At 64.0% G+C, this 12,639-nt stretch carries 16 protein-coding genes; 6 read left to right on the forward strand and 10 right to left on the reverse strand.

From position 1 onward, the window contains the following. Positions 1 to 55: 55 nt before the first annotated feature. Positions 56 to 643: an oligoribonuclease gene (orn, locus tag AC07PZ_RS10530; protein WP_495294996.1), complete on the reverse strand. Its 588-nt coding sequence runs from the start codon at positions 641 to 643 to the stop codon at positions 56 to 58. Between the two features lie 77 nt (positions 644 to 720). Between orn and AC07PZ_RS10535 the strand changes: the two genes are divergently transcribed. From AC07PZ_RS10535 to rsgA, 3 genes are all read left to right on the forward strand, one after another. After that, positions 721 to 1,980: a M48 family metallopeptidase gene (locus AC07PZ_RS10535; RefSeq protein ID WP_495294997.1), complete on the forward strand. Its 1,260-nt coding sequence runs from the start codon at positions 721 to 723 to the stop codon at positions 1,978 to 1,980. Positions 1,981 to 1,995: 15 nt separating this feature from the next. Then, positions 1,996 to 2,337: a 4a-hydroxytetrahydrobiopterin dehydratase gene (locus tag AC07PZ_RS10540; protein ID WP_495294998.1), complete on the forward strand. Its 342-nt coding sequence runs from the start codon at positions 1,996 to 1,998 to the stop codon at positions 2,335 to 2,337. Positions 2,338 to 2,439: 102 nt separating this feature from the next. After that, positions 2,440 to 3,300, forward strand: coding sequence for a ribosome small subunit-dependent GTPase A (rsgA, locus tag AC07PZ_RS10545; protein ID WP_495295171.1), 861 nt, complete (start codon positions 2,440 to 2,442; stop codon positions 3,298 to 3,300). A 28-nt stretch (positions 3,301 to 3,328) separates the two neighbouring features. On the opposite strand, the gene hisC is transcribed toward rsgA, so the two are convergent. The 7 genes from hisC to rpsP form a co-directional block, all read right to left on the reverse strand. After that, positions 3,329 to 4,417, reverse strand: a complete 1,089-nt coding sequence (gene hisC / locus AC07PZ_RS10550; protein ID WP_495294999.1) for a histidinol-phosphate transaminase — start codon at positions 4,415 to 4,417, stop codon at positions 3,329 to 3,331. 5 nt (positions 4,418 to 4,422) lie between these two features. Further along, positions 4,423 to 5,421 carry a CobD/CbiB family protein gene (locus tag AC07PZ_RS10555; RefSeq protein WP_495295000.1) on the reverse strand — a complete coding sequence of 333 codons (999 nt, stop codon included), beginning with the start codon at positions 5,419 to 5,421 and terminating at the stop codon, positions 4,423 to 4,425. A 51-nt stretch (positions 5,422 to 5,472) separates the two neighbouring features. Beyond that, the gene (locus AC07PZ_RS10560; RefSeq protein ID WP_495295001.1) at positions 5,473 to 6,231 is read right to left on the reverse strand and encodes a CoA pyrophosphatase; all 759 of its coding nucleotides are present in this window, start codon (positions 6,229 to 6,231) and stop codon (positions 5,473 to 5,475) included. 118 nt (positions 6,232 to 6,349) lie between these two features. Then, positions 6,350 to 6,733, reverse strand: coding sequence for a 50S ribosomal protein L19 (gene rplS, locus AC07PZ_RS10565; RefSeq protein ID WP_495295002.1), 384 nt, complete (start codon positions 6,731 to 6,733; stop codon positions 6,350 to 6,352). A 154-nt stretch (positions 6,734 to 6,887) separates the two neighbouring features. Further along, on the reverse strand, positions 6,888 to 7,634 hold the full coding sequence (gene trmD, locus AC07PZ_RS10570; protein ID WP_495295003.1) for a tRNA (guanosine(37)-N1)-methyltransferase TrmD: 747 nt from the start codon (positions 7,632 to 7,634) through the stop codon (positions 6,888 to 6,890). Between the two features lie 9 nt (positions 7,635 to 7,643). Next, positions 7,644 to 8,198: a ribosome maturation factor RimM gene (gene rimM, locus AC07PZ_RS10575; RefSeq protein ID WP_495295004.1), complete on the reverse strand. Its 555-nt coding sequence runs from the start codon at positions 8,196 to 8,198 to the stop codon at positions 7,644 to 7,646. Between the two features lie 14 nt (positions 8,199 to 8,212). Continuing rightward, positions 8,213 to 8,476, reverse strand: a complete 264-nt coding sequence (gene rpsP, locus AC07PZ_RS10580) for a 30S ribosomal protein S16 (protein ID WP_495295005.1) — start codon at positions 8,474 to 8,476, stop codon at positions 8,213 to 8,215. Positions 8,477 to 8,662: 186 nt separating this feature from the next. Between rpsP and AC07PZ_RS10585 the strand changes: the two genes are divergently transcribed. The 3 genes from AC07PZ_RS10585 to AC07PZ_RS10595 are packed head-to-tail and all read left to right on the forward strand — an operon-like array spanning position 8,663 to position 10,888. Continuing rightward, entirely contained in the window at positions 8,663 to 9,187 is a 525-nt protein-coding gene (locus AC07PZ_RS10585) for a GNAT family N-acetyltransferase (protein ID WP_495295006.1), read from the forward strand. 7 nt (positions 9,188 to 9,194) lie between these two features. Further along, positions 9,195 to 9,641: a TM2 domain-containing protein gene (locus AC07PZ_RS10590; RefSeq protein ID WP_495295007.1), complete on the forward strand. Its 447-nt coding sequence runs from the start codon at positions 9,195 to 9,197 to the stop codon at positions 9,639 to 9,641. Continuing rightward, positions 9,638 to 10,888 carry an NAD(P)/FAD-dependent oxidoreductase gene (locus tag AC07PZ_RS10595; protein ID WP_495295008.1) on the forward strand — a complete coding sequence of 417 codons (1,251 nt, stop codon included), beginning with the start codon at positions 9,638 to 9,640 and terminating at the stop codon, positions 10,886 to 10,888. The genes AC07PZ_RS10590 and AC07PZ_RS10595 overlap by 4 nt, the downstream gene beginning before the upstream one ends. 28 nt (positions 10,889 to 10,916) lie before the next feature. On the opposite strand, the gene AC07PZ_RS10600 is transcribed toward AC07PZ_RS10595, so the two are convergent. Together AC07PZ_RS10600 and AC07PZ_RS10605 are read right to left on the reverse strand one after the other, a co-directional pair. Next, positions 10,917 to 11,921 carry an inorganic phosphate transporter gene (locus AC07PZ_RS10600; RefSeq protein ID WP_495295009.1) on the reverse strand — a complete coding sequence of 335 codons (1,005 nt, stop codon included), beginning with the start codon at positions 11,919 to 11,921 and terminating at the stop codon, positions 10,917 to 10,919. Between the two features lie 12 nt (positions 11,922 to 11,933). Then, positions 11,934 to 12,578, reverse strand: coding sequence for a DUF47 domain-containing protein (locus AC07PZ_RS10605; RefSeq protein ID WP_495295010.1), 645 nt, complete (start codon positions 12,576 to 12,578; stop codon positions 11,934 to 11,936). Positions 12,579 to 12,639 lie beyond the last annotated feature (61 nt).

Raw genomic sequence — 12,639 nt, forward strand, 5'->3', positions numbered from 1 at the left:
GGAACGCTGCGTTTTGCAGCGAGCCCTCAATTATTGCACGTCCTGGGGTTTTTACCTAATCTTCGAGGCGAAGAAATGTCGAACGGTAGTGGGCAAGCTCTTCGATCGACTCATGGACGTCCGCCAGCGCGGTGTGCGCCTGCTGCTTCTTGAAGCTGCTGTAGGCCGCCGGCTTCCAGCGCTTGGCGAGCTCCTTCAGCGTGCTGACGTCGAGATTGCGATAGTGGAAGTACGCTTCGAGCTTGGGCATGTACTTCACCAGGAAACGCCGGTCCTGCCCGATCGTGTTGCCGCACATCGGCGATCCCTGCTTCGGGATATAGCGCGAGATGAATTCCAGCAGCAATTTTTCCGCCGCGGCCTCGTCGAGGGTCGACGCCTTGACCTTGTCGATCAGTCCGCTTCGGCCGTGCGTGCCCTTGTTCCAGGCGTCCATGCCGTCGAGCACTTCGTCGCTCTGGTGGATCACGAGCACGGGGCCGTCGATGCGCGGCGTGAGGTCGGGGCCGGTGATGACCACCGCGATCTCGAGCAAGCGCTCTTTCTCGGGATCGAGGCCGCTCATCTCGCAATCGAGCCAGACGAGGTTCAGGTCGCTCTTCTTGAGCGTGGCGGGGACAGAAGATTCGATGGATTCGGACATGTGCCGATTGTCGTCGATGGCCTCAGCCCCGGCCGGGTTGCCGCGCGGCGTTGACGGCAGGGCTAAACTCGCGCCCGATGTCCGACTCCCTGCTCTTCACCTCCCTCTTTGCCGCCGCGCTGCTGCTCGGCCTGTTCGTGAAGTTCTGGCTCGCGTCGCGCCAGATCCGGCACGTGGCGCGGCACCGCGACGCCGTTCCGGCGGCCTTCGCGCAGGTCATCACGCTGGCGGCGCATCAGAAGGCGGCCGACTACACGGTCGCCAAGCTCCGCTTCGGTCTGATCGAGATGGCATTCGGCACCGCCGTCCTGCTCGGCTGGACGCTGCTCGGCGGACTCGATCTGCTGAACAAGGCGCTGCTCGGATGGCTCGGTGGCGGCCTGGTGCAACAGCTCGCGCTGCTGGCGGGCTTCGCCCTGATCGGCGGCATCCTCGACCTGCCATTCACGCTGTGGCAAACCTTCCGCCTGGAAGAGCGTTTCGGCTTCAACAAGATGACGTTCGGGCTCTGGCTCGCAGACATGCTCAAGGGCACGCTGGTCGGCGCCCTCATCGGACTGCCGATCGCCGCCTTGATTCTCTGGCTCATGGGCGCGGCGGGCACGCTCTGGTGGTTCTGGGCGTGGGCCGTGTGGATGGGCTTCAACCTGCTGTTGATGATGGTGTACCCGACCTTCATCGCACCGCTGTTCAACAAGTTCAAGCCGCTCGACGATGCCGGGCTGAAAACACGCGTGACCGCCCTGATGCAGCGCTGCGGCTTCGCCGCCAAGGGATTGTTCGTGATGGACGGCAGCAAGCGCAGTGCACATGCCAACGCCTATTTCACGGGCTTTGGCGCGAGCAAGCGTGTGGTGTTCTACGACACGCTGCTGCGCCAGCTGACGGCGGGTGAGGTCGAAGCCGTGCTGGCGCACGAGCTCGGGCACTTCAAGCACCGCCACATCCTCAAGCGCATGATTGCGATGTTTGCGCTAAGCCTTGCAGGTTTTGCGCTGCTGGGTTGGCTGTCCATGCAGGCCTGGTTCTACACCGGGCTGGGCGTGCAGCCGAACATGGGTGCACCCAACGACGCACTCGCCCTGCTGCTCTTCATGAGTGCGGTACCGGTGTTCGGATTTTTCGTGGCACCGCTGCCCGCATCGCTGTCGCGCAAGCACGAATTCGAGGCCGATGCCTATGCAGTCGCCCAGACCAGTGGCGCCGCTCTGTCGGCGGCATTGCTGAAGCTCTATCAGGACAACGCGTCGACGCTCACGCCCGATCCTGTGTTTGTTCAGTTCTACTATTCCCATCCACCGGCTTCCGAGCGTCTCGCGCGGATGTCGACGACCTGACGACGACGATTCGCCATGACAAGCATGTTCACGATCAAAGACTGGAAGACCGAAACCCGCCGCGCGCTCAGCGCCACGGAAATCGTCAGCGGCCTCGCGCGGCTCGACGGCTGGACCCTCACCGGCGACGATGCCAACGTGGCCATCGAGAAGACCTTCACCTTCGCCAATTACTTCGAGACCATCGCGTTCGTGAACGCGCTCGCCTTGATTGCGCATCGCCAGGACCACCATCCGGATCTGAGCGTCCATTACAACCGCTGCGTCGTGCGCTTCAACACGCACGACGTGAGCGGCATTTCGCGCACCGACCTCGAATGCGCAGCCCAGGCCAACGCGCTGCTGGCCACCGCATGACGCACAGAGGCACCGCTGTTGGCTAAGTCCCGTGGCGCCGCTGGGACGGCGGCATCGGCACTCCACGATGGGCTCGTCGTGGCCAGCCACGGGCGACATTGCATGGTCGAGACGCCGAGCGGCGAACGGCTGATCTGCCATCCTCGTGGCAAGAAGAGCCAGGCAGTCGTGGGCGACCGCGTGAAGTGGCAGGCCACCGAGGACGAAGGCACGATCGAGCAAGTCGTCGAACGCCGGAATCTCTTCTACCGACAGGACGAGATCCGCACCAAGTCCTTCGCCGCCAACCTGGATCACGTATTGATCCTGATCGCCGCCGAGCCGGAGTTTTCCGAGCATCAATTGGCACGCGCGCTGATCGCGGCGCAGGCGGAACGCATCACACCGATCATTGCGCTCAACAAGAGCGATCTGGTCGTGCCCTTCGAACGTGCCTGGAGCCGGCTCGCACCCTATCGGCGAATGCATCACGGCGTGCTGCCGCTGTCGCTCACCGCATCGGGTGAGGTGGATCGGGCTGCGCTGCTGAAGCTGCTGGACGGCAAGACCACGCTGGTTCTCGGCCCCTCGGGCGCCGGCAAAAGCACGCTGATCAACCTGCTGGTGCCCGGCGCCAGCGCACTGACGGGCGAGATTTCGCAGGCACTCAATTCCGGCAAGCACACGACGACCAGCACGACCTTCTACTGGGTGGACGCCGACAGAAAGACGGCGCTGATCGACTCACCAGGCTTCCAGGAATTCGGACTGCACCACATCGAACCCATGCAACTCGCGCACCTGATGCCGGACATCGCCGAACACGCGAGCGACTGCAAGTTCTACAACTGCACTCACCTGCATGAACCGGGCTGCGGCGTGATCGCGCAGGTCGAAACGCCGACGCACCCAGGTGCGATCAGCGCGACCCGTTATCGCATCTATGGCGAGCTCTTCGCCGAATTGAGCCAGAGCCGCTACTGAGACTGGTGAAGCGGCTGCACGCCGCGCGCTACTGACGCGCCAGCAGGATCGCCTGCAATGCCGCCACGAGCGTGCCGCACTGGTCGCGCGTGCCAATGCTGATGCGCAGGTATTGCGAGATGCGCGGCTGACGAAAGTGCCGCACGAGCACCGCGCGCTCACGCAAGGCGGCCGCCAATTCGGCGGCGTCCAACTCCGGATGGCGTGCGAACACGAAGTTCGCCTGCGAAGGTAGCAATTCGAAGCCCAGGTCCTCGAGTTGCAGAACGAGTCCTTCACGCGTGTCGACCACGGCATCGCGGGTCTTGGTGAACCATTCCTCGTCGTCGAGAGCCGCAACGGCACCCACTTCGGCCAGGCGATCGAGCGGATAGGAATTGAAGCTGTTCTTGACCCGCGAAAGCGCCTCGATCAGATGCGGCTGCCCGCAGGCAAATCCGACCCGCAGGCCGGCCAATGACCGTGACTTGGAAAGCGTCTGTACCACCAGAAGGTTCGGATGGCGCTCGATCAACGACAGCGCACTCTGGGCACCGAAATCCACATAGGCTTCGTCCACCAGCACCACACGGTCCGGACAGGCGCGCAGCAGTGCCTCGATCTGCGTCAGCGGAACACCTATGCCGGTTGGCGCGTTCGGATTTGCGATCACGATGCCGGCACAGCCCTGGGCAGCGCGTAACGCCAGCGCCCCAAAGTCGATGCGCAACGCCTCGTCGACCGGCTGCAACTCGCAATCGATGCCATACAGCAGCGCGTAGACCCGGTAGAAGCTGTAGGTGATATCGGGGAACAGCAGCGGCTGCGCCTGCTGGAAAAAAGCGAAGAACGCGTGCGCGAGCACTTCGTCCGAGCCATTGCCAACAAACACCTCGGCGCTGGTCAGGCCGTGTCGGGACGCGAAGGCATCGCGCAACGCGAGCGACTCCGGATCGGGATACAAGGCCAACCCATCGCCGGCCGCCTGCCTGATGGCATCGACTGCCCGCGGTGACGGCGGATACGGGTTCTCGTTGGTGTTGAGCTTGACGAGGTTGGCAATGCGCGGTTGTTCGCCGGGCACGTAGGGCTCGAGCGCCGCGACGCGAGGGCTCCAGAAAGCAGGTACCGATGCCACGACGTTCAACCCAGCAGACGCGCGAGCGTCAAAAGCGCGAGCAGCACCATCCACATCACGACCGAGCGCCAGACCAGGCCGACCACGCTGCGCAGATGAGCCGGCTCGGGCTCACGACCCGGCGTGCTGCCGGACTGACTGGGGCCTTCGAGCAGCGGGTCGCCCGACAGCGTATTCGAATAGGGTTCGCCTGCAGGTACCGGTCGCAATAGACCGCCGCCCAACCGCACGTTCACCGCCCCGGAGGTGGCAGCCAGAATCACGCCGTCATTGGCATTCGGGAAGCGCTTGGCATCATTGCGCCAGCAGTCGATCGCATCCTCGAAACTGCCGACAACGGCAAAGCCGAGGGCCGTGATACGTGCAGGCAACCAGTCGATCACCCTCCAGGCACGTTCGGCTGCATGGCGCACCCACGCGCTGGAGGGCTGGACCGCGGCACCCTCCTTGTAGGCCCAATATCGGGCGACGAATTCGCTCATGCGGTAGAAAACTGCGCCCGCGGGCCCGAGGCCCAGCGCCGCCAGGATGGAGAACCATGCAAGCACGCCGAAGACATGGCGGTGCGCGGCAATGACGGAATGCTCGATCACATGGCGAACGATTTCACTGCGCGGCAGGTTTGCGGCATCTGCATGCTTCCAGTGCGCCAGCAGCGATCGGGCCAGCGCTTCGTCCCCTTCATCCAATGCATCGCGGATGCCAGTGAAGTGATGGCTGAACTGCCGGAAGCCCAGCGTGACGTACAGCACGGCAATGCTCCAGAGCACTGCGAACGGAAGGCCGAGCGTGAGCGCCAGCAGCCAATGCACGCCAATGGCCATCAACGTAGGTGCAAACACCGAGAGCCCCCACGCAACCCAGCCGTGATGCGACTTGCCTGCATCGAAGTTACGGCTGGTCCAGCGCGTCCAGCCGAGCATCGCCGCGTAGGCCGGATTGTGGTGCGCCAGCGGCCTCGCCTGCTCGATCAGCAGCGCGCACAGAATGGCAAAAAAGCTCATCGGTCGATGATAGCGATTCGGTACCCGGCCCCGCCGCGCGGGAGGCGCGCATCAAGCGCTCAGAAAACGGTACAGGTTGCGCAGCATTCCGGCCGTCGCGCCCCAAACGAATCGTTCGTTCGGACCGTCCTGGTAGGGCATCGAATACCACTGCCGTGCACTCATGCCATCACCCACCATGGCATGGCGCCGATGGTTCGCCGGATCCATCAAAAAAGCCAACGGCACCTCGAAGGCATCGGCCACTTCACCGGGACTCAGCGTGAGTTCGAAGCCAGGCTCGACCAGCGCCACCACCGGTGTGACGATGAAGGAGGTCACGGTGGTGTACGTCGGCAGACTGCCGAGCACCTCGATGAAACCTGCCGACAGGCCGACTTCTTCCCAGGCTTCGCGCAACGCCGCCGCAGCCACGTTGGCGTCTTCCGGGTCGACACGTCCGCCGGGAAACGCGATTTGCCCCGAATGCGTGGACATCTGGCTGGCACGCTCGGTCAACAGGACAGTCGGCTTGGCGCGTTGCACGACAGGAATCAGCACTGCGGCCTGTGCCGGTGCGCGGTTGCCCAAGGCCGGCTCACGTCGCAGCTCCGGGGTCCAGATCGGTGGATTGGCGAAGCGCGCACGCAATGCCGACGCCGTCAGCATGGATGGCGCCACGGCAGGCAGCTCGCTATCCACCCGCACCACCGGCACTTCACGCGGATTGACCACTGGCACCGAAGAGACGGCGTTGATCGGTTCGACTGACGCAGTGGGCTGCACGGGAAGATTGTGGAAAGTCAACAAGGTACTCGGAACGAAACGCAAAAATCAAGCCCGCGGTGCACACGAACCCGGCAACAAATTGTTTGGCGATACGGCATGGCGCCAAAACAAAAAGGCCGCCCTGAATGGCGGCCTTTTGCAAGCACGGGAGCGTATCGCCTTACTTGGCGGCGGCTGCCGTCGGAGCCTTGCCCGGCAGCTTTTCCTTGATGCGTGCCGAACGGCCGCTGCGTTCGCGGAGGTAGTACAGCTTGGCGCGGCGCACATCGCCGCGGCGCTTGACTTCGATCGATGCGATCAGCGGGCTGTAGGTCTGGAACGTACGTTCCACGCCTTCGCCGCTCGAGATCTTGCGAACGGTGAAACCACTGTTCAGGCCGCGATTGCGCTTGGCGATCACGACACCTTCGTAAGCTTGCAGACGCTTGCGGCTGCCTTCGACAACGTTCACGCTGACGATCACGGTGTCGCCAGGCATGAAGGCGGGGATGGTTTTGCCGAGACGGGCGATTTCTTCCTGCTCGAGGGTTTGGATGAGATTCATGATGTCCTGAATTCGATCATGCACACGCTACACAAAAGGCAGAAGGCATCGGATGCAGACAGAGGCATAGCGCGAGTGCTGCAATTGCAGCATGTACACCAGCTTGTTGACGTCCGTGGAGTCCGCGGCGGGCAGAGGATCGGGGAGCCGAAGATTATAGCTTTTTTTGCAGCGCGCGCTCGTCTTTTGCATCGAGGCGGCCGCCCGAACGTGCCGCTTCGATCAAATCGGGACGATACGCAGCCGTCACGGCCAACCGCTGATCGCGACGCCAACGCTCGATCTGTGCATGGTGGCCCGACATCAATTGCGCGGGCACGCCCTGCCCTTGCCATTGCTCGGGCCGCGTGTAGTGCGGGCAGTCGAGCATGCCATCGAGCGCGGTGTTGAAGCTGTCCTGCACATGGCTGGCCTCGTCGCCCAGCACGCCCGGCTGCAGGCGAGCCACGGCATCGAGCAAGACCATCGCGGCAACCTCACCACCCGAAAGCACGAAATCACCCAGGCTGATCTGATGGGTGACGCGTGCATCGATGAAGCGCTGGTCGATGCCCTCATATCGGCCGCAAACGAGCACGGCGCCCTCACTGGCGGCCCACTGCTCGACCGCCACATGCTTGAGAGTCGCACCAATGGGAGAGAACAGCACGACCGGCGCCGACGCCCCGCGCGCCGCCAACGCAGCATCGAGGCAGTCGGACATCGGCTGCGCCATCATGACCATGCCCGGACCGCCACCGAAAGGACGATCGTCCACGCGCCGGTAGTTGCCTTCGGCAAAGTCACGCGGATTCCAGAATACGACTTCGACCTGACCCGATTCATAGGCGCGACGCGTCACGCCGCTGCCCAGAAAAGGCACGAACATTTCGGGAAACAGGGTGAGGATGTCGAAGCGCATCCGCGGCGCTCAGTAGTCGGGCTGCCAGTCGACCAGGATCGTTCGCGCCGCCAGATCGACCTTGTCGATGAAGGCCGACACGAAGGGCACCATGCGCTCGATCGGCTTGCCGTCCTCTTCGGAGGCAAGCACCAGCGTCGTCTGCGGCCCGGTGGCCAGCAGCTCGCGCACCGCCCCCAGAACAACGCCCTCGCGATTGACGACCGACAGGCCGATCAAATCGACCCAGTAATACTCTTCGTCGCCAGCCGTCGGAAAGCTCGATCGCGGCACGAACACGCGCGCGCCACGCAACGCCTCGGCCGCATTGCGGTCGGGCACGTCGGGCGACGTTGCAACGATGAGATCGGAATGTTCCTTGGCTTCGCTGATCGCGAGCCGGAATGCACTCATCCCTTTGGCGCCCGAAGGCTGTATGAGCCAGCGCTTGGACGAGAAAAGCGCCTCGGGCTGGGCGCTGTGGGGCAGGACCTTGAACCAGCCCTTGATGCCCCAGGCATCGGCGATGCGGCCTACTTCGATGGCGTCAGCCGGCAATTCGGCGACTTCGAGCCCAGGCAACATCGCCGAAGCGTGCGTCAGGCCGCAGCCTTGGGCGCTGCAGCAGCAGCCTGCTTGATCAGGCGAGCCACCGTCGGCGATGCTTGCGCGCCGACGCTCTTCCAGTAGGTCAGGCGGTCCTGAGCAATGCGGATGCCTTCTTCGCTTTCCTTGGCGGTCGGGTTGTAGAAACCCAGGCGTTCGATGAAGCGGCCATCGCGGCGAACGCGCTTGTCCGACACGACGATGTTGAAGAACGGACGGCCTTTGGAGCCGCCGCGGGAGAGTCGAATGACGACCATGATTTATCCTTCGGGTGGTGCAGCAAACCCGAAAGGGTCGCCCACAATGTTCTTCCAGCGCCGAGACACGCGACATGGCCACCCGGCCAGCGACACGCTGAAAAGCCCACGATTATAGCCCGTGCGTTCCCAGCCCCATCTTTTCGCGCTTTTCGAACCATCCCAAAACCCCGTCCGCGTATCAGAATGACCACAACCATCCGTCCCAGCCGCGACGAAGACGTCGCTGCGATTGCCGCCATCTATGCGCATCATGTGTTGAATGGCACAGGCACTTTCGAGACCGAACCGCCGACAACCGCGGATATGGCGGCTCGCCGCGCCGATGTGCTGGCCAAGAAGCTGCCCTACCTCGTCGCAGAGAGCGGCGGCGAAGTCCTCGGCTATGCGTACTGCACCTGGTTCAAGCCGCGTCCGGCCTACCGCTTCTCGGCCGAGGACTCGATCTACATGGCCGACAAGGCGCGTGGCAAGGGCCTGGGCGCCCAGTTGCTCGCGGCACTCTCGCAGGCCGCGGAGGAAGCCGGCATTCGCAAGCTGATCGCGGTCATCGGCGATTCGGCAAACGCCGGCTCGATCGGCGTGCATCGTGCGCAGGGCTTCACGCACGTCGGCGTATTGAAGGATTGCGGCTGGAAGTTCGGCAAGTGGCTGGACGTCGTGATGATGGAAAAGTCGCTGGGTGCCGGGAGCACGACCGCGCCCGAATGAAGATGCCATGAAAAACAAGACTCTCGCCGCCTGGCTGGCCTTCATCGGCGGGCCGCTGGGCCTGCATCGTTTCTATCTGCATGGCCTCGGAGACACGCTGGGCTGGCTGATGCCGATACCGACGGCGCTCGGCCTCTATGGCATCGAACGCGCACGCCTGTACGGCCTCGACGACGGCTGGAGCTGGCTGCTCATTCCGCTGATCGGCTTCACGATCGCAGGCTGCGCGCTGACCGCCATCGTCTACGGGCTGATGGCAACGGAGAAATGGAACGCGCGCTTCAACGCCGGTGCCGCCGAGGACGTGGCGCCAGGGCGTACGGGCTGGCTCACGATCGGCGCGGTGGTTTTCTCGCTGCTGATCGGCAGCGCTGTTCTGATGGCCAGCATCGCCTTCAGCTTCCAGCGTTACTTCGAGCACCAGGTCGAAGAGGGCCGGAAGATTTCGCAGTGAACCGCCACATCGCAGAACTGCCGACAGCCTGCGATGTTCTCGTTGTGGGCGCCGGCCCGGCCGGTAGCGCAGCGGCATTGACGCTTGCGCGAGCGGGTCTCGATGTCGTGCTGGTGGACCAACAAGCCTTCCCCCGCGACAAGGTCTGCGGCGACGGATTGATTCCCGATGCGCACCGCGCGCTGCGCAAACTCGGTGTGCTGGACGAGGTGATGGCGCGCGCCCGTCACGTCGGCATGGCGCGATGCAACGGCCCGCGCGGCGGCTTCGTCGACATACCCGGAACACTCGCCGTGCTGCCGCGCAAGGAACTGGACATGATCCTTTGCCGCGCCGCCGCGGCCGCTGGCGCACGCATGTTCGCCCCGGTTCAGTTCATGGCTCCGCTCGAGGAGCAGACGGAAAGCGGCGAGACACGCGTCACCGGAGCGCGACTTCAGCACGGCGAAACGGCACACGTCCTGCGCGCCCGCTGGACGGTCCTCGCCACCGGTGCCAGGCCTCAGGCGCTGATGGCGGCAGGCATGTCGACCCGCACCGGCCCCAGCGGCGTCGCACTGCGCGGCTACGTCCGCAACCCGGCCATGGTCGGACGCATCGACACGCTCGAACTGGTCTGGAACCGTGCGTTCGCTCATGGCTACGGCTGGATCTTTCCTGGCCCGGACGGTGTATTCAACATCGGTGTCGGCACTTTCAAGCACACCGCGGATGCACGCCGGGGCAGCCGCGCCAAAGGCGAAGCAAACCCGAACCTGCACCAGGTGATGGAAGAGTTCGTCCGCATTCATGCGCCAGCCCGCGAGCTGCTCGCGGACGGCGTGCCGCTCGGACCCTGGAAAGGCGCACCGCTGCGCTGCTCGCTGGAGGGCGCAAAGCACACACGCCCCGGGCTGCTGGTGGCCGGCGAAGCGGCCGGCAGCACCTACCTGGTGAGCGGCGAAGGCATCGGCAAAGCCATGGAGACAGGCATCCTGGCGGCCGAAGCGTTGCATGCGCCGACCGACAGCGACGATGCCGTCCAGGCACGCTACCAGGCCGGCCTGCGCACGCTACAGCCGCGTTTCGACATGTACCGGCGCGCCAACACCATCGGCCGCCATCCGTGGCTGATCGACCTGGTCATCTGGCGTGCGAGGAAAAACCCGGCACTGCTGCGGCGCCTGAGCGGCGTATTGAACGAAACCAGCAATCCAGGCAACCTGCTGAGCCCGCACGGCTTTCGCCGGCTGTTCCTGCCGCATTGACCTCCCACGGGCGGGCGCACCGCGAGCGCTAGAAGATCTGCAGGCTGACCCAGTAGGCGATCGCCGCCACGAAAGCCGACGCGGGGATCGTGAAGATCCAGGCCCAGACGATCGTGCCCGCCACACCCCAGCGAACGGCGCTGGCGCGCTGTACCGAACCCACACCGACGATCGCGCCGGTGATGGTGTGCGTCGTCGACACCGGAATGCCCAGTGCCGTCGCCAGGAACAGCGTCAGCGCGCCACCGGTCTCCGCGCAGAAGCCACCCACCGGCTTGAGCTTGGTGATCTTCTGACCCATCGTCTTCACGATGCGCCATCCGCCAAACATCGTGCCCAATGCGATCGCCGTGTAGCAGGCCACGATGGTCCAGGTCGGCGGTGCATCGGCGTTGGCATGGCCGGTCGCGATCAACAGCATCCAGATGATGCCGATGGTCTTTTGCGCATCGTTACCGCCGTGCCCCAGGCTGTAGGCGCCGGCAGAAGCCAGCTGCAGCCGCCGGAACCAGCGATCGACGCGCGACGGCGTGGCCCGATGGAACACCCAGGCCACGATGATCATCATGAAAGAACCGAGCAGGAAACCCAGCAGCGGCGACACGAAGATGAACGCCACCGTCTTCCAGATGCCGGCAGCCACCAGCGCACCCGAGCCTGCCTTCGCGATCACGGAACCGACGATGCCGCCGATCAGCGCGTGCGAGGAGCTGCTGGGAATGCCGTAGTACCACGTCACGAGATTCCAGCTGATCGCGCCGATCAGCGCGCCGAACACCACGTGCACATCGACGATGCCGGGATGCACGATGCCCTTGCCCACGGTCGCAGCCACGCTCAGGTGGAACACGAAGATCGCGACGAGATTGAAGAAAGCCGCGAACACCACGGCCTGCGCCGGCTTGAGCACGCCGGTCGATACGACGGTGGCGATGGAATTCGCCGCGTCGTGAAAGCCGTTCATGAAGTCGAACAGGATCGCCAGCACCACCAGAAGCGCCACGACCCACAGGGCCACCTGAACCGTTGCCATGAAGCCCCGCGATCAGGAGTTCTCGAGGACGATGCCCTCGATCACGTTGGCGACGTCCTCGCACTTGTCGGTGATGGTTTCGAGCAGTTCGTAGATCGCCTTGAGCTTGATCACCTCGCGCACGTCCGGCTCCTCGCGGAACAGCTTGCTCATCGCGCTGCGCATGACGCGGTCGGCGTCGGACTCGAGCCGGTCGATCTCCTCGCAGGTCTTCAGCGTCGCTTCGGCCACCGCCGGCTCGGCGATCTTGGACAGGAACTTGACCGCGTCCTTGACGCGTTCGCAGCATTTCACGCTGAGCGTGGTCAGCCGCTTGATCTCGTCCGTCATGTGGCGCACGTCGTAGAGCGCCATGGTTTCAGCCGAATCCTGGATCAGGTCGGCCACGTCGTCCATCGTGTTGATGAGCTTGTGGATCTGCTCGCGATCGATCGGCGTGATGAAGGTCTTGTGCAGCAGCCTGTTGACGTCGTGCGTCACGCGGTCGGCTGCGCGCTCGGCGTTGTCGACGTCGCGGTTGTACTGCTCACGCAGATGCACGTCGTTGTAGTTGGCCACCAGATGCTCGAAAGCACGCGCCGCCTCGACGATGCGCTCGGCGTGCTGGTTGAACATCTCAAAAAAATTGCCCTCTCGGGGCAGCAACTTGCCGAACATGACGTTCGCTCCTTAAACGATGCGTGTGTCGTCGTGATGACGATTTCGTGACAGGCGGGAG

It is taken from the genome of Variovorax sp. GW821-FHT10B04 (assembly GCF_059415645.1).

What these genes read in the sequence shown, in the direction of transcription:
- trmD (WP_495295003.1), bottom strand. Translation starts at nt 7,634, where the DNA reads ATGCGCTTCGACATCCTCACCCTGTTTCCCGAAATGTTCGTGCCTTTT.
- rpsP (WP_495295005.1), bottom strand. Translation starts at nt 8,476, where the DNA reads ATGGTCGTCATTCGACTCTCCCGCGGCGGCTCCAAAGGCCGTCCGTTC.
- AC07PZ_RS10605 (WP_495295010.1), bottom strand. Translation starts at nt 12,578, where the DNA reads ATGTTCGGCAAGTTGCTGCCCCGAGAGGGCAATTTTTTTGAGATGTTC.
- AC07PZ_RS10555 (WP_495295000.1), bottom strand. Translation starts at nt 5,421, where the DNA reads ATGAGCTTTTTTGCCATTCTGTGCGCGCTGCTGATCGAGCAGGCGAGG.
- AC07PZ_RS10585 (WP_495295006.1), top strand. Translation starts at nt 8,663, where the DNA reads ATGACCACAACCATCCGTCCCAGCCGCGACGAAGACGTCGCTGCGATT.
- rplS (WP_495295002.1), bottom strand. Translation starts at nt 6,733, where the DNA reads ATGAATCTCATCCAAACCCTCGAGCAGGAAGAAATCGCCCGTCTCGGC.
- AC07PZ_RS10535 (WP_495294997.1), top strand. Translation starts at nt 721, where the DNA reads ATGTCCGACTCCCTGCTCTTCACCTCCCTCTTTGCCGCCGCGCTGCTG.
- AC07PZ_RS10600 (WP_495295009.1), bottom strand. Translation starts at nt 11,921, where the DNA reads ATGGCAACGGTTCAGGTGGCCCTGTGGGTCGTGGCGCTTCTGGTGGTG.
- orn (WP_495294996.1), bottom strand. Translation starts at nt 643, where the DNA reads ATGTCCGAATCCATCGAATCTTCTGTCCCCGCCACGCTCAAGAAGAGC.
- AC07PZ_RS10540 (WP_495294998.1), top strand. Translation starts at nt 1,996, where the DNA reads ATGACAAGCATGTTCACGATCAAAGACTGGAAGACCGAAACCCGCCGC.
- AC07PZ_RS10590 (WP_495295007.1), top strand. Translation starts at nt 9,195, where the DNA reads ATGAAAAACAAGACTCTCGCCGCCTGGCTGGCCTTCATCGGCGGGCCG.
- rimM (WP_495295004.1), bottom strand. Translation starts at nt 8,198, where the DNA reads ATGTTGCCTGGGCTCGAAGTCGCCGAATTGCCGGCTGACGCCATCGAA.
- rsgA (WP_495295171.1), top strand. Translation starts at nt 2,440, where the DNA reads ATGGTCGAGACGCCGAGCGGCGAACGGCTGATCTGCCATCCTCGTGGC.